Source organism: Bacillus sp. C-3-6 (genome assembly GCF_054509685.1).
On record NZ_CM137247.1, the window covers coordinates 4096614 to 4115321 of the forward strand.

The following is an 18708-nucleotide window of genomic DNA, read 5'->3' on the forward strand; positions in this document are numbered from 1 at the left end:
TTAAAAGGTATTAGGTATCATGCATAGCATGATTACCTAAGCATTATATATTACACACAGCAATGAAAATTTCATCACTTGAGCGAATGTATTACTCTCATTTACTTTTTAAGTCCATCAGTAAATTGTCTCGTAAATAACTGTAACAAACTAATTACACGAGAATATTGCATTCTCGTAGGACCTAAAATAGCAATTGTTCCAAGTTGCTCTTCGCCGATCGAATATGTTGCAGAAATTAAACTGCAATCCTCCATAGCCGTCGAAGTGTTTTCCCTACCAATTTTCACTTGAATCCCGACTTGTTTATGACGCAAAATGTCATAAAATTCGGCTTCATTATCAATCATGGTAAGCAAAGATCTAACCTTTTGAATGTCATGGAACTCTGGCTGCGAAAGCATATTTGCTTTTCCTCCAAAGTATATCTTTTCCGATAACGGAACTTGAAATGTACCATCTAACATTTTTATTGCACTATCGTAATTATGAACATACCCACGTAAAACTGTAACAATTTCCTTAAAGATTTTATTATGAAGTTCTTCCATCGGTACGCCAGATAGCTTTTCATTTAAAACATTAACCATTTTTTCTAAATCTGATAAATCAACAGATTCCGGAACGGTAATCGTTTTACTTTGTACATGCCCTGTATCAGTTACAATAATAGCGACTGCAGTTTGACGATCAAGCGGCACAATTTGTACATTTTTAAGTTTATTTGTACTTAACTTCGGTCCAAGAACAATGGCCGTATAATTCGTAAGTTCTGATAAAATTTGAGCAGATTGCTGTGCAATTTTTTCCGCTTCAAAAATTCTTTCAGCAAATAAATCTTTAATTTGTACAATTTCAGCGTTCGGTAAGTTTTGCGGCGCTAAAAGATGGTCTACATAAAATCGGTAGCCCTTCTCAGAAGGAACACGTCCAGAAGAACTGTGCGTTTTTTCAATAAAACCTAATTCTTCTAAGTCCGCCATTTCATTTCGAATAGTAGCTGAACTAAATGTAATTTCATCTTTTTTAGCCAACGTTCTAGACCCAACAGGCTGCGCTGATCCAATAAAGTCATCAATAATTGTTTGTAAAATTAAGAGCTGACGTTCCGTAAGCATCTCATCATCACCTCTGTTAGCACTCTTTGTCTTTGAGTGCTAAATCTATTAATAACTTACCAAAATTGATATTCAATTGTCAACGGAAACGTCACGAAATAATGAAACTTTTTCACGCCTATGGAACATTTAATTAGTCAATCAAAAATGATTGGAATACTTCATTCCCTAATAATTTTCCTTTTCGCGTTAAACGCACATGTCCATTTTCCTCTTCAAGTAATCCTTGTTCTTGATTGCTTTGTAACTGCTTCGCGAAAACTTGATCCATCTCCACATTAAATTTATTGCGGAATGCCGTTTTAGAAACACCTTTAGTTTTTCGAAGTCCTAAGAACAGTTCTTCTTCCATTCTTTCTTTCTCCGTCACCTTATGAACATCTAAATACGGAAATCCTGTTTCATCAATTTTATTAAAATATTGCTTCAGCGGACCTACATTTTGAATACGTTCCCCATTCACATAACTATGAGCTCCAGCTCCAAAGCCATAATACTCTTCATTATTCCAGTATGTGAGATTATGTCTACTTTTATTGTCACCTTTTGAAAAATTACTAATTTCATACTGGTTATAACCGTGTTTCTCCATTTCATCCATTACCATTTCATACATTTTAGCTTCATGGTCTTCACCCGGAAGACGCAATTTCCCTTTATTCATTAAGTTATAAAACACTGTTTTAGGTTCCACAATTAATGAATATGCCGAGAAATGTTGTACACCAAGCGTAAAAGCAATGTCTAATGTTTCCTTCACATCTTCTATCGTTTGTCCTGGCAAAGCATAAATAATATCTACATTAATATTTTTAAAGCCTACTTCCTGAGCTTCTCGAATTGCTAGGAATGCATCTTCCCTTGTATGCTTGCGCCCGATTTTCTCAAGCAGTTCATCACGGAACGTTTGCACACCAAAACTAATTCGATTCACTCCACCTTCTAGTAGTACATTCAACTTCTCTTTCGGTAGATCTCCTGGATTCGCTTCAAATGTCAATTCACAATTCGGAGCAAACGGACGCAAATGACGATTAATAATCTCGAGTAATTTTTTTGTCTGTTCCATATTTAACGCTGTCGGAGTTCCACCGCCCACAAAAATCGTTTTCATATTATCAAACGGAACTTTTTGAACCGTATTTATTATTTCCTTCTCTAAATAATCTAAATATTGATCAACCGGTTGGCGTTCAATAAACACTTTATTAAAATCACAATAGTGACAAATGTGCTGACAAAACGGAATATGAATATATGCAGCTTGTACCAAATATAACTCCTACCTTTCTAAAAAGAAAACCTCCGCACTCCGGAGGATTCTCTACTTCTCTAACGTATTACGAATTTGTTCCATTCGCATTTTTCCCCAATCATACATCATTTCAACGATCGGTAAAAGTGACATGCCTAGTTCCGTCATATAATACTCAACACGAGGAGGAATTTCGGGATATACTGTTCGATCAACAATCCCATCTTCCATTAGCTCTTTTAATTGGTTCGACAAAACTTTATGAGAAATGCTTGGGAATAACCGTTGTAATTCACTAAAACGATGAGGCCCTTCCACACCAAGATGCCACAGTATCACAACTTTCCACTTTCCACTAATAATAGAAAGCGTCAATTCCTTTTCACAATTAAAATTGCCATTTTGTATTTTATCTTGAATATCTTTTCGAATATTTTCGGACATTAACAATCTCCTAACTCTATATGAACTAAAAAGCTCTCTCATTATTGTAAATGAGAGCTGCTCAGATGTCTAAAAAGTAATTATACAGAAAAAAGAAGCCGCACAAACGACTTCTTTTTTATTTCAAATATTAGTTGTCATCCATTTTCAGTACAGCCATGAATGCCTCTTGTGGCACTTCTACAGAACCAACAGACTTCATACGTTTTTTACCTTCTTTTTGCTTATCAAGAAGTTTACGCTTACGAGAAATGTCACCGCCGTAACATTTTGCAAGTACGTTTTTACGCATCGCCTTAATTGTAGAACGTGCTACAACTTTATTTCCGATAGTCGCCTGAATTGGTACTTCGAACTGTTGTCTCGGAATTAATTCTTTTAATTTCTCTACAATTACTTTACCACGGTCATACGCTGAATCACGGTGTACGATAAATGATAAAGCATCCACTTGTTCATTATTTAAAAGAATATCCATTTTCACAAGTTTAGATGGTTTATAACCAATTAACTCGTAGTCAAATGATGCATACCCTTTCGTATTTGATTTCAATTGATCGAAGAAGTCATATACGATTTCTGATAACGGGATTTCATATGTTAATGTAACACGCGTTTCATCTAAATATTGCATATCAATAAACGTTCCACGTTTACCTTGGCAAATTTCCATTACAGCTCCAACATAGTCATTCGGAACCATAATTGAAGCCTTCACAAACGGCTCTTCTACACGATCGATAGACTGTGGATCTGGCATATTAGATGGATTATCAACAATAACATCTTCACCGTTTGTTAAATAAACTTTATAAATAACGCTTGGCGCTGTTGTAATTAAGTCAATCTTAAATTCACGTTCAATACGTTCTTGAATGATTTCCATGTGAAGAAGCCCTAAGAATCCACAACGGAAACCAAATCCTAACGCTTGAGATGTTTCTGGTTCAAACTCAAGAGCAGAATCGTTTAACTCTAATTTTTCTAACGCATCACGTAAATCGTTATAACGAGCAGAATCAATTGGATACAGCCCACAGAATACCATCGGGTTTAATTTACGGTAACCTGGTAACGCCTCTGCAGCTGGACGTTTCGCATGTGTAATCGTATCACCAACACGTGTATCACCTACGTTTTTAATAGATGCTGCTAAGAAACCTACATCACCTACTGTTAACTCGTCACGTTGCGTAGTTTTCGGTGTAAATACACCTACTTCTGTTACTTCAAATTCTTTACCCGTTGCCATCATACGTACTTTATCGCCAACTTTTACCGTTCCATTTACAACACGGATATAAGCAATTACACCACGGTACGGATCATATAAAGAGTCGAAAATCATACATTGTAACGGCTCTTCTGAATCACCTGCCGGAGCTGGTACTTTTTCAACAATTTGTTCTAAAATTTCTTCAATACCAATTCCAGCTTTCGCAGAAGCAAGTACCGCTTCTGATGCATCTAAACCAATTACATCTTCTACCTCTTGACGTACACGTTCTGGATCCGCACTTGGTAAGTCGATTTTATTGATAACTGGTAAAATTTCTAAGTTGTTATCGAGCGCTAAGTATACGTTCGCTAACGTTTGAGCTTCAATACCTTGCGCTGCATCTACTACAAGAATCGCGCCTTCACAAGCCGCTAAACTACGAGATACTTCGTACGTAAAGTCGACGTGTCCTGGTGTATCAATTAAATGAAGAATATACTCTTCACCATCTTTTGCTTTATAGTTTAATTGAACTGCGTTTAATTTGATTGTAATACCACGCTCACGCTCTAAATCCATAGAGTCAAGCAACTGAGCTTTCATTTCGCGTTGTGTTAACGCATTTGTTTTCTCTAAAATACGGTCTGCTAACGTTGATTTTCCGTGGTCAATATGAGCAATAATAGAGAAATTACGAATTTTGGACTGTCTTTTTGCTCTTTCTTCTTTGTTCATCTATGTTCTCAACTCCTAATAGTCTCGCCAATATACACTAGCACTGATTATATCAATAGAGCAACAAAGATTCAATGAAAACTCGTGCTGCTTACGATACAAATCATTCTATCTATATCTTATGCGAATAAACCATAAGAGACAAACCCTTTTCAAATTTTAAAACGGTTGTCTTACAAATCAGTAAAACAACCATCTCCCATGCTACTCTTAGCTAAAAATCCCCTTTATTTTCCCAACAACTATATCCGTTCCGAACTTCGTCATTTCATAAGCTACACTTGCTACCGCCATCCCAATTCCTTCTACAACATTAAAACTTCTTAAACGTTCTAATTGTTGTTGTTTTTCTGAAGCTGAAAACGAACTACCCAAAATTTCTGATTCAGCACCTGTACTCTCTGTCCCTGTCATATGAGCTATTTGTTCATACGACAATTGCCGATAACCTTTCATACTTTTCAAACCATGATTAGCAAGTGACACTCCTGCTATCATCATAAGTAAACATAAAGCTACACTACATATACACAAAAGCGCAAAACGACTCAAACTATTATCATTTTTCTCCCTCAATGTGTATACGCTCCCGTATTATCTTGATCAATTTGATGATGCAGCGCTGCATTTAAACCACTCGCTATTACATTCGCCATATCCTCAATAAAAGTATCTACTTCTTTTGGGGTCACCATTAAGTTATGACCAAGAGGCGATAGCACTTCATAAATCAACCTTCTTTTTTCTTCTTCTTCTAACGTACCAACAGCACCTAAAAACATATTTCGGCTCTTTTCATCTGGCATATCTTCTTCTGTTAATTTTTTCTTTTCTCCAAATGAAAATCCCGCTGGTAACAAAGATCTTGAAGGTTTGTTTCCTTCTTTCATCTCTCGACCAAAATGTTTCAAAATAAAATCAATCGTATCACTTGTAATCGAAACTGCATCGACCACAGTCGGAACACCAATTGCGATAACAGGGATACCTAATGTCTCTTTACTTAGTTCCTTACGTTTATTCCCAACCCCTGATCCAGGATGGATTCCAGTATCAGAAATTTGTATCGTGCTATTTACTCGTTCAATAGAACGGGCAGCTAATGCGTCAATCGCAATTACAAAGTCTGGATTTGTCTTCTCAATAATCCCATAAATAACATCGCTCGTTTCGATGCCTGTAATCCCCATTACCCCCGGCCGAATTGCACTAACAGGCCTGAATCCTTCTTCTACACTTTCAGGCTGCAATTGAAACAAATGTCTCGTTACTAATACATTTTCTACAACTATTGGCCCAAGAGCATCCGGTGTTACATTCCAATTCCCAAGGCCTACAATTAAACAGCTCGCTTCTTTTGTAACACCAACCTCTTCTAAGAAATAAGAAAATTCTTTTGCAAAAATACGCTCCACTTTTTGTTGAAGTTCTGTATCTTGCTGACGTATACCTTGTACTTCAAGCGTTAAATAATTTCCAGGTTTTTTACCCATCGCTTCAGAGGCAGCTTCATCAATTGTTACTTTTGTAATTATAGTACCTTCTTCTTCCCTCTCTTTTACAATTACCCCCTGTACCCCTTTTTGTTCTTCTTGGCTTTCTTGCAACATTTGATGAGCTTCTACAGCAAGGTCAGTTCTAACGCTATATTTACTTAAATCCAATGGTTCTTTCATCGTATCTCCTCCGTAATTCATAGTAAATATCGTTAGATTTCCCAAAGTTATATAAGGTCATTCTTTCCTTTACGTGAAATTTCATGGATATACTATTGCAATTCTCTTCACCGTTTGATAGAATATCACTTGTTCTATGTAAGAATCGAGTCATTCGATTGCACCAGGGAGGTGAAAAGTATGGCAAACATCAAATCTGCTATCAAACGCGCTAAACTTAGCGAAGAGCGTCGTGCACATAACGCTTCTATCAAGTCTGACATGCGTTCTGCTGTTAAAACTGTAGAAGCTTTAGTTACTAATAACGATCTTGAAAATGCTAAAGAAGCTTTCAAAACTGCTTCTAAAAAACTTGACAAAGCAGCTCGTAAAGGTCTTATCCACCAAAACGCTGCATCTCGTCAAAAATCTCGCTTAGCGAAACAAGTAAACGCGTAAGGCGTTTAAAAAACGATCCATTTGGATCGTTTTTTTATATACAAAAAAAGTTCATGCACTAGGTACATGAACTTTTTTTGTGTCATCACATATGATTTAATCGCATTAAGAAAAACTCGAGCACAAGTTTCTTATCCATCTTTCCCGTCTTCATACTATAATCAGCTTCCGCTAATTCTATAATCACTTTTTTTAATTCTTCAAAAGAGAAAAATTTCGTTTGATTCATCGCCAATTTTACACGATACGGATGTACACCAATATGAGATGCAATTTGATTTTGCCCATAACCACGTTGCTGTAACTCTTTCACTTGATACAACAAACGGAATTGACTCACTAATAACGCAAGCAATTTAATCGGTTCTTCCTGCTGCGTAAATAATCCATCCAAAATTTGCATTGCACCTGCAATATCTTTTTTCACCACTTTTTCTGTCAAAGCAAATACATTTTGCTCAACTGATTTTGGCACAAGCTCTGCAACAAGTTTCGTCGTAATCTCTCCGCCCATACCAACGTATAACGTTAACTTGTCCATTTCCTTCGCCAACATCGTTACATTACTTCCCACAAGCTCTAGCAACAAACTAACAGCCGCGTTATCAATGTGCACATGCACTTCATCTGCACGAGCAATAATCCACTTCTGAACATCCTGCACTTGCATCGCATTCGCTTCTACTACATCTGCTGTTTTCTTTAATAGTTTTGTAATTTTTTTTCGCTCATCAAGTTTTTCGTAAGGCGCAACAAAAACAAGAATAGAAAATGGAGAAGGTTCACCAATGTATTCTTCTAAAATTTTTATATTTTGCTCTAACTTTTCTTTTTGCGAAGTCAGAAATAGCGGTGATTTTATTAACAGTACTTTCCGTTCTCCAAAGAAAGGAAGCGTACGCGCATCCTCAACCACATCTTCTAAATATGCTTCTTCCAAATCGTATGTCACAACATTAAACTCTCGATCTTCTTCTTCAAGTGCTTCTGTCGTAATAAGCTTTATCGTTTCATTTATAAAAAAAGCTTCCGTTCCATATAGTAAATATAACGAAGCAAACTGTTTCTTTTTAATTTTTTTATGTATATCACTCATACTTTTTCCTACTCCCTAACTTGGCAATATATATTTATACTAATGCCCTAGCTTTTGTTTTACAAGTACAAAGGAACAGGCTTTATAACCCGTCCCTTTATTTATATTAAACGCCACGCAATAAGCCCCGGGTTTCTTATTGGTGTGCGGTAATCACCTTCCCTTTATTATTCACAATAAAAATTCGAGTATAAGTGCCAACTGTTAACATGCTTGGAAACAAAAAACTCACGTTACTTCATGATCTAAAAGTAGCAAAAAAGCTCATTTTCTCTTCATATGGAAATTGTAGATTTTTTTCTGACAATATTTTATACTAAAGTGGAATGTTGGGGAGGGATTCTAAATGAATGATTTTGAACAAAACGTTCAAAGTAAACGCAATGACGCTATTGATTCAGGGGTAGGATTTATCGTCTCATTTGGTTTTTTCGCAACACTTTTCATCATTGCAACTGTTATTAAATTTATCGGTTCTTAAAGGCTGCCACTTCATGGCAGTCTTCTCTTTTTCACCTATTATATGTCTTATCGTATGTGATTTTACTTTGAAAGGTTCCATTTTCCCCTTTAAAAACATAGGAAATAGCACCTTGCTTGTCCGTGCGCCATATCGCACTCCCCATCTTCTCCAAACGCTCTATCACTTCTTTATGTGGGTGTCCATATCTATTCTGCTTACCAACAGATATAATCGCTACACGGGGCTGTATAACGTTCAAAAAAGACTCTATAGATGACGTGTTACTTCCATGATGAGCAACTTTTAAAACATCTACTCGCAAATCTGGATACGCAGATACTAAAAACTGCTCTCCTTCTTCTTCTAAATCGCCTGTAAATAGCCACGTCAATCCTCCAAATTTTGCCCATATTACAATTGAAGCATTATTTTCACTTTTTTCTTTTCCTTTTGGAGCTAAAACGAAAAATTCAGCTTCATTTACACTCCAACTTTCCCCTTCCCCCACTTCAGTTATTTTCATTTCCTTTTCTAATGCCTGTTTCTTTACTACTTTTTCTAATACTGCATCTTTTCCCTTTCGGCCAAATACAACTTCTTTTACAGGTATATATGATAATAATTCTTGCGCAGCACCTATATGATCTGCATCTCCATGCGTTACGATTAATTTATCAATTGTTTTAATACCTTCTTTTTGTAAATAGGGTATTAAAACATCATTTCCAACAGAAAATTCATGCTTTTTTTGTTGCCACTCTTCCTTATTGACACGAAGCGTTCCACCTGTATCAATAAGATAAACCCCTTTATCATACGGAAGGCGAATTAATATTGCATCACCTTGTCCAACATCAATAAATGTTACACTTCCACTTCCTCTAAAATATGGATATACATAATGACACGTGCTAATAAAAAGAAATATACTCACAACTATACAAACCATTTTTTTCGGCGCTCTCCTTTCCCAAACCATCAATATACTGACAATACTCGCGCAATATACAGCTACAAGATTGAAGGACGTTTTCCCGAAAATAAGCTGGTTAAATGGTAAACTTTCACAATAACTTAGAAAAACATTAGACATACTCAAGCCTATTGATAACACATCCGCAAATCCTTTTGCGAGAAACGGGACAATTGGCATACACAGTAAAATAATAATGCTACATGGTAATACAATGATAGATAAAAACGGAACGTATAAAAGATTGAGGAAAATGCTATATGGAGAAAAATAACCAAAGTGATATAACAAAATCGGAGTACTAACGAGCTGTGAAATGATAGAAATATAAATAGAATTTCGGATTACTCCGTTGCTACTCACTAACAATAACGGAGCAGACAAAAGTAAAGCGAAGCTACCTACAAAAGAAAACTGAAATCCAATATTAAAAACAAGATAAGGGTCATATATAAGCATACATATAGCTGTTACACTTAAAGCATCTAAACTAGATAAACGAATCGAGCACATAAAAGCAATCAACGTCAAAACTCCTGTTATAGAAGCCCTTATAACAGAGGGTGACGCCCCTGCTAAAACCATATACAAAGGAATACAAATGATAAGGCAAATTGTTGCTACCTCCCTCGTCGCACCACTTCTTAGCAAAATAAAATATACTATCACCATTAACAATACAATGTGCGAACCTGAAATTGCTAACAAATGTACAAGACCAAACTGTTGATATTGCTCTTCCACTTCAAACGTCATTTGTTGTCTATCACCAAATAGTAACGCATTCATAAAAGCACCTGATTGCTCTGGAAACATCTCTGTAACTTTCGAGATTACTTGTTGCCTCAAAAGGAGAATCCGTTGCATGAGCGACAGTGATGTTTTATAGCATTCAGAAATATATGCAGCCTCAAATGTGAAATGAATATGTTGCTTGTATAAATAATCACGGTAATTAAAACCATGAAAATTCCGAGCTGTTTGCGGTTCTTTCCTCTCACCCTCGAATACACATGATATCCCTGCGTATAATTGTTGCATTTTTTCCTTTTCCAAGGCTGATTTTATTCTATAACTTAACTGCACTATATTTTTATTGTGATCTTCAAACTGAAAAGATAGGCGATCTCCATTAACAAGCGGTGTGTTTTGTATAACCCCTCTTGTAACTCCATAGGGCTCTCCTAGAGACTTATTCCACCCTTGAACATAGGAAGTGTATACAGCGCCACTAAAGCACGCTACAATGCAAAAAAAGAAGGTTTTACGCGAAGTGCGATATAAACAGAAGAAACCATTTAAAAAGAGGTAAAAAACTATCAATAAAAGTGACGAGGAAAAGGCAATTGCAATCCCTATTATAAACGAGATTGCAACATACCCCCATTGTTCCTGCAACTTATACTCACTCCTTATAGCATCATTTTTACTTTCGTGAATACATGCTGTAATTCTTCCATTGATAAATTATCTTTTTCTAAAGACGCAAATAATTCTTTTAACTCCGTATAACGTTTTTGCTCCTCTAATGCAGCGATATCATATTCTAGCGGAACGTGCTTCACTGTTACATTCGCTTGTTCAAATAACTCTATGGCGTATGGATGATTTTTATAATCCTGCGCATAATAAACCGCTGTAATACCACTTTGAATAATTGCCTTACAACATTGTAAACAAGGGAAATGCGTAACGTAAATTTCTGCTTCCTCTGTTTTCGCACCAAACTTGGCACATTGTAATAAAGCATTCATTTCGGCATGAATTGTCCGAACACAATGATTATCGATTACGTAACAACCATCATCTATACAATGTACGCCACCTTTAATCGAACCATTATATCCACCAGCAATAATTCGTTTATCGCGAACGATTGTCGCTCCTACCGCAAGCCTTGTACATGTACTACGTAACGATAGTAGATGGCTTTGCGTCATAAAATATTGATCCCATGAAATTCGTTCCATATTTTTCACCTACTTTTTTGTCTACTTGTAGTGTAGCGAAAGAAGAAAAACTTCGTCAATCTTTTACGGAATAATAATTTGATCTTTTATCTTTTCAAGAGACTTCGCACCAATCCCATCAATCTCTAATAAATCTTCTATTTTCTGAAACGGACCATGCTCTTCTCGATATTTCAAAATACTTTCTGCCTTTCGAGAGCCAATCCCTGTAATTTTTTCCAATTGCTCTTTCGCTGCTGTATTTATTCGAATCTTGCCATCTTCCTTAGAAGAAGTAAACATCCCTTGTTCTGGCTCATTTTTACTCGGTATATAAAGAAGCATTTGATCTTGTACAATTTGTGCTAAATTCACTTTTTTCATATCTACTTCTGATAAAAAACCACCAGCCTTTTGAACCGCATCCTTTACGCGATCTCCTTCCTTCATTTCATATACCCCTTCTTTATTAACCGCTCCTTTCACATCAATTATAATTGTTCTTTTCTGTTCCTTTGTATCCGATATTTTCGGTTTACCCTTTTTTTCTATCTCCTTCTCTTGCACATTCATTGTAATAGGCGTTCGTTCTACACTCTGATTCGTTTTCCAAAAAACAAGAAAAAGTAAAGTTCCAATAATAGCTACTAAACCTAACCACTTTTTCGGAAAATCCCACATCATTTTACACCTCTAATCATAAATTTATAACATCATTCATATTGTTTAGGAGAAAGCTGTTACGAAGGAGGGATGAAACTTTGAACATAGGAATTATAGGGACAGGAAACATGGGGAATATACTAATCGATGCATTTTTAGAAACCCGTGCTGTCAAACCTTCGTGCCTTACAATCATTAATCGGACGCCTGCCAAAGCATATCACATAAAAGAAAAATACCCTTCTGTTCATATAGCAAAAACAATCCCGGAAGTAATCGAACAATCACAACTTATTTTTATTTGCGTTAAGCCGATAGATATATACCCTATCCTAAAAAAATACGCTGAACATTTTTCTGATGAAACGTGCTTAGTTTCTATTACAAGTCCAATATCTCCATCACAATTAGAGACTCTCGTACCGTGCCACGTCGCACGTATCATTCCAAGTATCACAAATCGCGCCCTCTCTGGCGCCTCACTATTTACATTTGGAAATAATTGCTCTGAAGAATGGCAACAAAAACTACTTCGTCTATTCAAAAATATTTCTACACCTCTTGTAATAGAAGAAGATATAACACGTGTTTCATCTGATATAGCAAGTTGCGGTCCTGCTTTCTTTAGTTATTTACTACAATGCTTCATTAACGCTGCTGTAGATAAAACAAATATTACACACGAAGAGGCTACTACTTTAGTAAGTGAAATGGTCGTGGGGATGGGGAAATTACTTGAAAAAGAAATCTTCACATTACCTACCTTACAAGAAAAGGTTTGCGTGAAAGGCGGCGTTACCGGGGAAGGCATTCGGGTTTTAGAAGAACACGTTGGAGATATGTTCCATAAGTTAATCGAGCGAACACATGAAAAATTTGATGAAGATTTAGAATGCGTTGATCAGCAATTCAATAAACACACATAATAAATACGTCATTTTCATTCCAAATCCTTTTTATAAATACTTACTTTTTTACAATACATTTTCACTTCAACTACTATTCCCACACTTTACGCATACGATCTTCAGATTATGCTAGAACTAAAAATACATCTTCTTTATAAAACAAAAGCAACCTTCTCGGTTGCTTTTGTTTTATTTGTTTTATTTGTTTTATCCGTTTTTCTTCGCCATGAAGAAAATACGCTCTGTTTGTTCTGTAACTTCAAGTCGCTCAAAATCACCTGTTACACGAAGAACTGTAAAACCTGCTTCTTCAAGCCATTTCGTTAACTCTTCCACTTGATATGCACGTTGCACGTGACATTCATCAAACCGATGGTACACATCTTCTTCCGGATCTTGAACAAAGAATGTCAAATCATGCTCTACACTATTTGATTCTTCACCAGGGAAGCAATTCCAAATAAGAGATATTTCTTCTCCATTCACTGTATACGTTTCATTTTGAAATACATGATGTATTTTATATAAAGAATGTACATCAAATAAAAACAAACCATCTTGACGCAAATGGTGAAACACTCTTCTAAATGTTTCTTGTACTCCATCTTCTTGCAATACATAATTTAATGAATCACAAAAGATAGTGACACAGTCAAACTCACCTGGAACATCAAGCTCTCGCATGTCTTGTTGGTAAAAAGGAATAAAGTATCCCTCTCCTCCTAGTTTTTGCTGAGCGACTGTTAACATTTCTTCTGAAAGATCGACACCTATTAAATCGTAACCCTTTTGCACAAGCGGAAGGGTTACATTACCCGTACCGCATGCTACATCAAGAATTTTTGCCTCTTTCATATCTGCCTGCTGCAGGCTTTCCTCTGTGAATTCTACCCATTTATCATAAGGGACATCATTCATCAGTTCGTCGTACAACAATGCAAATTGTTCGTATTTCATTGGCCTAGCTCTTCTGTTATATCTTCACGTGGCACATCGCCCCATAGACGCTCTAAATTATAGTGATTACGCTCATCTTTATGGAATACATGGGCAACTACATCTCCAAGATCAACTAATACCCAACGTGCTTCGTCAAAACCTTCCATACGTTGTACGTCGATTTGGAACTCATGTGCTTTTGATTTAATTTCACGTGCAATTGCTTGCACTTGTTTATCTGAATTACCGTGACAAATAATGAAATAATCTGCAATTGGTGAAATACCTTGCATATTTAGGACAACCATATCTTCTGCTCTTTTATCATCAGCTGCTTTTGCCGCTAACACTAATAAATCTTTATCGTTCATTTACTCATTTCCTCCTTGATAACTGCATTGTATGTTTGGAATGTTAATGGATAAATCGTCTGATTTTTTTCCATTAAAAATTGAATTGTTCTCTTTAAGGCAAATAATAAAGCTTGATTTATATCCGTATATGCGAGTTTACGAGCCTCTTCCACACCTGGAAACTTTCGCCCTGGCTCAATGTAATCAGCTACATAAATCACTTTATCTAACATCGTCATGTTCTCATGACCACTTGTATGATATGTAATAGCTTGCAATATTTCAGAATCCGTAATGCCTACCTCTTTTTCTACTAAGTATGCCCCAACAGGCGCATGCCACAACTCTTTATTATAGCAAAGTAAATCTTTCGGCAAATCTTCACGTTTAATAATCTCTTCCATCTCTGAAATTGCTCTACATTTCGCATAATCATGGAATATAGCTGCCATCTCTGCTTTTTTCTCGTCCACACCGTATAACTTAGCAAGCTCAATCGCTGTCTCCATTACACCAATTGTGTGTATATAACGTTTTTCATGCATTTGTTGTTTGACAATATGCAGTGCATTCTCACGATTCATACAACCCATTCCTCTCGATATATACCTGTACTTTTTCAGGAAGTAAATATTTACACGTTTTCTTCTCCTTATATCTCTCACGTAATAAGGATGAAGAAACTGCAAATTCCGGAATTTCCACTGTAGTAATCTTATATGGTGTATGCAATGTATACCCAGGTCTTGCAACTCCAACAAATGTTACAAGATTAAGTAAAGCTTCAATGTTATACCACTTCGGTAAATACTCAACCATATCCCCACCGATAATAAAGTGAAACTGCACATCCGGATACTTCTTCGTCAATTGTAACATAGTGTCATACGTATAAGATGGGCCCTTCCTGCTTAGCTCTTCTAAACAAATAGAAAAGTGTTCTTCTGCCTCAGTCGCAAGCTCTAACATATGTAAACGACTTTCTATACTTGTAATATTACGTCCTTGTTTATGTGGCGGAATCTGGTTTGGCAAGAACCATACTTCTTCCAATTCCAAAGCGTGATATACTTCATTTGCAATTAGCAAATGTCCATAGTGAGGCGGATCAAATGTACCGCCAATGATGCCAATTTTCCTCAAAAGAAACGCCCCTTCCTTTTACATACAGCAACTCTCCTTGGTTAGGAACGAAGAGAGCTGCTATTAATAAAAGTTCAATTGGTTTCGCTCTCTACATCATTACGCATCAGCGATAAAAAATAGCGCATGCTAATCTTTTTATCGAGGAAGCTTAATTTGTTTATTTTCTCTTGATTCTTTGTATAAAACGATTGTGCTTCCAATTACTTGAACGATTTCAGCACGTGCACCTTTTGCAAGTTCTTCCGCAACCTCACGGCGATCAAATTCACAGTTTTGTAATACGCTCACTTTAAATAGTTCACGAACTTCTAACGCTTCTCCAATTTGTTTTACCATATTTTCATTTACTCCGCCTTTTCCTACTTGAAAAATTGGTGTTAAATGATGTGCTTGTGCACGTAAAAATCTTTTTTGTTTTCCTGTTAACATATATGTTAGCCTCCAAGCTTTTCTATAACTAATTGTTTCATTCGATTAATATTTGGTACACGTCCTGTCCACATTTCAAATGCAAGTGCTCCTTGATAAACAAACATATCAATACCATTTTGAATGATTGCGCCTTGCTCTTTTGCCTCACATAAAATTTTCGTTTCAAATGGATTATAAATTATATCTGATACAATCGTTCCTTTTTTTAACGAACACATTTGTAATGGCGTATGTTCGACGTGTGGATGCATACCTATCGTTGTCGTCTGAATGATAATATCATAATTTCCTTGTTCTTCTGTCGCTTTTTCTAACGACAAAGCAACAGAATTAACATCGGCCGTACGTGCAGCAATAAGTTCTTTCGCCTTATCTACTGTACGATTGGCTACATCAATCTCTTTTACACCTACATCAGCAAGAGAAAAATAAATAGCTCGGCTAGCACCACCTGCACCAAGTAACAAAATACGTTTCCCTTGAAGTGGTTCATTACTAATTGACTGCAGCGCTCGAACAAAACCAATTCCATCTGTGTTGTAGCCAATTAACCTTCCATTCTTATGAACCACTGTATTTACTGCACCGATTTTCCTTGCCAATGGATCAATCTCATCCAAATACTCCATGATAGCAACCTTGTGCGGAGTTGTTACATTAAATCCTGAAATACCTAATGCTTTTAAACCTCTTACTGCTTCCCCTAGCGCTTCCTCTTCAACAAGGAATGCATGATAATGGGCATCCATATTCAAGTGTTCAAATGCATCGTTATGCATAACGGGTGATAATGAATGTCCAATTGGATTTCCGATTACACCATATAATTGTTTCATAAATCCCTCTCCATATTAAATTAAAGATTTACGTAGTGAAACACTTACTCCTTTTGGTACGTGTGCAACAATTTTTGCGCCTGGTTCGTTCACAGTAACCCATCCTAATCCAGAGAATACAACATCCGTCTTTGGTTCACGAATATTAAATTCGTATTTCACTAACTCAGGCATATTTGCTAATTCTTCTGGCGTTGGCGGGCTTAGTAAATCTCCAGCATGATTTTTATATAATTCATCTGCTTTCTCAAGCTTTGTACGATGGATTGTTAAACGATTCGAGAAGTGACAAGTAAACGCACGACGACCACCACTTACATAATCAAAACGTGCCAATCCACTAAAGAATAACGTTTGTTCTTCATTTAATTGGAATACCATCGGCTTAATTTCTTTTGTTGGTGTAATAAGCTTTAAGCTTTGCTTCCCAACATAATGAGCCATTTGGTGGTGGTTAATAATACCTGGCGTATCATATAAAGAAGATTCTTCGTCTAATGGAATATCAATTAAATCCAGTGTTGTTCCTGGGAAATGAGATGTTGTAATTACATTTTCAGTCTCATCACTAAATTCTTTAATCATACGATTAATAAATGTCGATTTCCCTACATTCGTACATCCAACAACGTAAACATCTTTGCCGCCGCGATAATACTCAATAGCATCTGCTAGTTCAGCAATTCCTTGTCCCTTCGCTGCACTAATTAAAAAGACATCTTCTGGTTTTAATCCTAGCTGCTTTGCACTATAGCGCATCCAATGCTTTACTTTATCATGTTTTACTGACTTTGGAATTAAATCAGCTTTATTTCCAACAAGTAATACTTTATTATTTCCTACGAAACGATGTAAGCCAGGTAACCAGCTACCATTAAAATCAAAAATATCTACAATTTTGACTACTAATGCATCTGATTTTCCAATTCCATTTAAAATGCGTAGGAAGTCATCATCTGTTAACGATACATCTTGAATTTCATTGTAATGCTTCAAGCGAAAACAACGTTGACAAATGACTTGTTCTTTCTCTAAAGATGAGGTAGGAGCATACCCCACTTCGTTTTTATTTTCTGTTTGAATTTCTACACCGCAACCAATACATTTAATTGTTTCAGTCAAACTTTATTCCTCCCAGTTAATTAAACCTTTTTTCTTCATATTTTTCATGATTCTTCGTTCAATTTTTCGATTAAAGCGCGTCACTAATCCGTCCGTTTGTGCTACCGGTACAACTAAAATTGTATGAAGCCCTACTCGGTTTCCACCAAGCACATCAGTCAGTAACTGATCTCCAATTACTACAACTTCCTCTGCCTGCAGATGCATCTCTTGTATCGCACGCTTAAACGCTCGAACAAATGGTTTACGTGCACTATGAATAAATGGAATACCTAATGGATCAGCAAAATCTTTTACACGTTGCTCATTATTATTTGAAACAACCGTTACTTGGATGCCTTGCTCTTTCATTTTTAAGAACCATTCTTCAAGTTGCGGGGTTGCATTTGGACGATCCCATTCAATTAAAGTGTTATCTAAATCAGTAATAACACCTTTAATCCCACGTTTTTTTAAATCTTCTGGTTGAACATGATATACATTTTTCACGTATTCATTTGGTAAAAATAGCTTCAATTTCTTTCACCTCTTTGAGGATTTTTCATAAAATTTTTCGACAACATTTTTCGATATATAACCTGTGGATAAAATTGTACACATTTTCCACATTAATCTTTCAGTTAATTTGGAATTTACTAACAAACTATACACACTTTATCCACCTAGGTATGTGGATAACCACTCGTTTGTGACTGTCATACTTTTTTGGTACATTAAATGCATCAACGAATCAATCCTTATATTATTAGGAGGTGACTCACCTTGAAAACAAAACATATGGAACAGTTATCCACTGAGTTACTCACTGAGTCTTATTATAAAGCAAAAGAACTAAAATTAAATCCCGACTTCATTTTACTTATAAAACAAGAAATCATTAGACGCTCATTAGAGGACAAGCTTGTCAAATCTTCTTGATTACATATAAAGTGAAAGTTTAATC

The 18708-nt window shown here is 36.1% G+C and carries 22 protein-coding genes; 4 read left to right on the forward strand and 18 right to left on the reverse strand.

Annotation, left to right across the window (positions count from 1 at the left end; genetic code table 11):
• Positions 1 to 101: 101 nt before the first annotated feature.
• The 6 genes from hrcA to gpr all read right to left on the reverse strand — a co-directional run bounded on the left by hrcA (position 102) and on the right by gpr (position 6447).
• Positions 102 to 1118, reverse strand: a complete 1017-nt coding sequence (gene hrcA, locus ACW0JX_RS21025; RefSeq protein ID WP_000954942.1) for a heat-inducible transcriptional repressor HrcA — start codon at positions 1116 to 1118, stop codon at positions 102 to 104.
• Positions 1119 to 1251: 133 nt separating this feature from the next.
• On the reverse strand, positions 1252 to 2391 hold the full coding sequence (hemW, locus tag ACW0JX_RS21030) for a radical SAM family heme chaperone HemW (protein WP_098976531.1): 1140 nt from the start codon (positions 2389 to 2391) through the stop codon (positions 1252 to 1254).
• A 51-nt stretch (positions 2392 to 2442) separates the two neighbouring features.
• A complete protein-coding gene (locus tag ACW0JX_RS21035) occupies positions 2443 to 2817 on the reverse strand; it encodes a winged helix-turn-helix transcriptional regulator (RefSeq protein ID WP_001293539.1) in 375 nt (124 codons plus the stop codon).
• Between the two features lie 130 nt (positions 2818 to 2947).
• Entirely contained in the window at positions 2948 to 4771 is a 1824-nt protein-coding gene (gene lepA, locus ACW0JX_RS21040; RefSeq protein ID WP_001030948.1) for an elongation factor 4, read from the reverse strand.
• 210 nt (positions 4772 to 4981) lie between these two features.
• On the reverse strand, positions 4982 to 5347 hold the full coding sequence (locus ACW0JX_RS21045; RefSeq protein ID WP_098976532.1) for a YqxA family protein: 366 nt from the start codon (positions 5345 to 5347) through the stop codon (positions 4982 to 4984).
• The gene (gene gpr, locus ACW0JX_RS21050; RefSeq protein WP_075719071.1) at positions 5344 to 6447 is read right to left on the reverse strand and encodes a GPR endopeptidase; all 1104 of its coding nucleotides are present in this window, start codon (positions 6445 to 6447) and stop codon (positions 5344 to 5346) included. The genes ACW0JX_RS21045 and gpr overlap by 4 nt, the downstream gene beginning before the upstream one ends.
• Before the next feature lie 180 nt (positions 6448 to 6627).
• Between gpr and rpsT the strand changes: the two genes are divergently transcribed.
• Positions 6628 to 6885, forward strand: coding sequence for a 30S ribosomal protein S20 (gene rpsT, locus ACW0JX_RS21055; RefSeq protein WP_001274012.1), 258 nt, complete (start codon positions 6628 to 6630; stop codon positions 6883 to 6885).
• 85 nt (positions 6886 to 6970) lie between these two features.
• Here the strand turns inward: rpsT and holA are convergent, their stop codons facing one another.
• On the reverse strand, positions 6971 to 7981 hold the full coding sequence (gene holA / locus ACW0JX_RS21060) for a DNA polymerase III subunit delta (protein ID WP_001279933.1): 1011 nt from the start codon (positions 7979 to 7981) through the stop codon (positions 6971 to 6973).
• A gap of 346 nt (positions 7982 to 8327) precedes the next feature.
• On the opposite strand from holA, the gene ACW0JX_RS21065 reads away from it, so the two are divergent.
• Positions 8328 to 8462 carry a YqzM family protein gene (locus ACW0JX_RS21065; RefSeq protein ID WP_000997609.1) on the forward strand — a complete coding sequence of 45 codons (135 nt, stop codon included), beginning with the start codon at positions 8328 to 8330 and terminating at the stop codon, positions 8460 to 8462.
• Positions 8463 to 8493: 31 nt separating this feature from the next.
• On the opposite strand, the gene ACW0JX_RS21070 is transcribed toward ACW0JX_RS21065, so the two are convergent.
• The 3 genes from ACW0JX_RS21070 to ACW0JX_RS21080 form a co-directional block, all read right to left on the reverse strand.
• Positions 8494 to 10815, reverse strand: a complete 2322-nt coding sequence (locus tag ACW0JX_RS21070; RefSeq protein ID WP_098976534.1) for a DNA internalization-related competence protein ComEC/Rec2 — start codon at positions 10813 to 10815, stop codon at positions 8494 to 8496.
• A gap of 14 nt (positions 10816 to 10829) precedes the next feature.
• On the reverse strand, positions 10830 to 11387 hold the full coding sequence (locus ACW0JX_RS21075; RefSeq protein WP_459245042.1) for a ComE operon protein 2: 558 nt from the start codon (positions 11385 to 11387) through the stop codon (positions 10830 to 10832).
• 63 nt (positions 11388 to 11450) lie between these two features.
• Positions 11451 to 12050, reverse strand: a complete 600-nt coding sequence (locus ACW0JX_RS21080) for a helix-hairpin-helix domain-containing protein (RefSeq protein WP_053563636.1) — start codon at positions 12048 to 12050, stop codon at positions 11451 to 11453.
• Between the two features lie 77 nt (positions 12051 to 12127).
• On the opposite strand from ACW0JX_RS21080, the gene comER reads away from it, so the two are divergent.
• Positions 12128 to 12955, forward strand: a complete 828-nt coding sequence (gene comER, locus ACW0JX_RS21085; protein WP_053563635.1) for a late competence protein ComER — start codon at positions 12128 to 12130, stop codon at positions 12953 to 12955.
• A 189-nt stretch (positions 12956 to 13144) separates the two neighbouring features.
• Here comER and ACW0JX_RS21090 read toward each other — a convergent pair whose 3' ends face one another.
• The 8 genes from ACW0JX_RS21090 to ACW0JX_RS21125 form a co-directional block, all read right to left on the reverse strand.
• Positions 13145 to 13894: a class I SAM-dependent methyltransferase gene (locus tag ACW0JX_RS21090; protein ID WP_000873069.1), complete on the reverse strand. Its 750-nt coding sequence runs from the start codon at positions 13892 to 13894 to the stop codon at positions 13145 to 13147.
• Positions 13891 to 14247 (reverse strand): ribosome silencing factor, encoded by a 357-nt coding sequence (rsfS, locus tag ACW0JX_RS21095; protein ID WP_000998173.1) that lies wholly within the window; start codon positions 14245 to 14247, stop codon positions 13891 to 13893. Before rsfS ends, ACW0JX_RS21090 begins: the two co-directional genes overlap by 4 nt.
• A complete protein-coding gene (yqeK, locus tag ACW0JX_RS21100) occupies positions 14244 to 14813 on the reverse strand; it encodes a bis(5'-nucleosyl)-tetraphosphatase (symmetrical) YqeK (RefSeq protein ID WP_001078478.1) in 570 nt (189 codons plus the stop codon). The genes rsfS and yqeK overlap by 4 nt, the downstream gene beginning before the upstream one ends.
• A complete protein-coding gene (gene nadD, locus ACW0JX_RS21105; protein ID WP_001226037.1) occupies positions 14803 to 15372 on the reverse strand; it encodes a nicotinate-nucleotide adenylyltransferase in 570 nt (189 codons plus the stop codon). The genes yqeK and nadD overlap by 11 nt, the downstream gene beginning before the upstream one ends.
• Positions 15373 to 15510: 138 nt before the next feature.
• A complete protein-coding gene (gene yhbY / locus ACW0JX_RS21110; RefSeq protein WP_000955227.1) occupies positions 15511 to 15804 on the reverse strand; it encodes a ribosome assembly RNA-binding protein YhbY in 294 nt (97 codons plus the stop codon).
• Between the two features lie 5 nt (positions 15805 to 15809).
• On the reverse strand, positions 15810 to 16643 hold the full coding sequence (aroE, locus tag ACW0JX_RS21115; RefSeq protein WP_053563633.1) for a shikimate dehydrogenase: 834 nt from the start codon (positions 16641 to 16643) through the stop codon (positions 15810 to 15812).
• Positions 16644 to 16658: 15 nt separating this feature from the next.
• Positions 16659 to 17765, reverse strand: a complete 1107-nt coding sequence (gene yqeH, locus ACW0JX_RS21120; RefSeq protein ID WP_000140807.1) for a ribosome biogenesis GTPase YqeH — start codon at positions 17763 to 17765, stop codon at positions 16659 to 16661.
• 3 nt (positions 17766 to 17768) lie between these two features.
• Complete coding sequence (locus ACW0JX_RS21125; RefSeq protein WP_000765307.1) at positions 17769 to 18281, reverse strand: YqeG family HAD IIIA-type phosphatase; 513 nt, start codon at positions 18279 to 18281, stop codon at positions 17769 to 17771.
• A gap of 246 nt (positions 18282 to 18527) precedes the next feature.
• On the opposite strand from ACW0JX_RS21125, the gene sda reads away from it, so the two are divergent.
• On the forward strand, positions 18528 to 18683 hold the full coding sequence (sda, locus tag ACW0JX_RS21130) for a sporulation histidine kinase inhibitor Sda (RefSeq protein ID WP_000850094.1): 156 nt from the start codon (positions 18528 to 18530) through the stop codon (positions 18681 to 18683).
• The last annotated feature ends 25 nt before the right edge of the window (positions 18684 to 18708 follow it).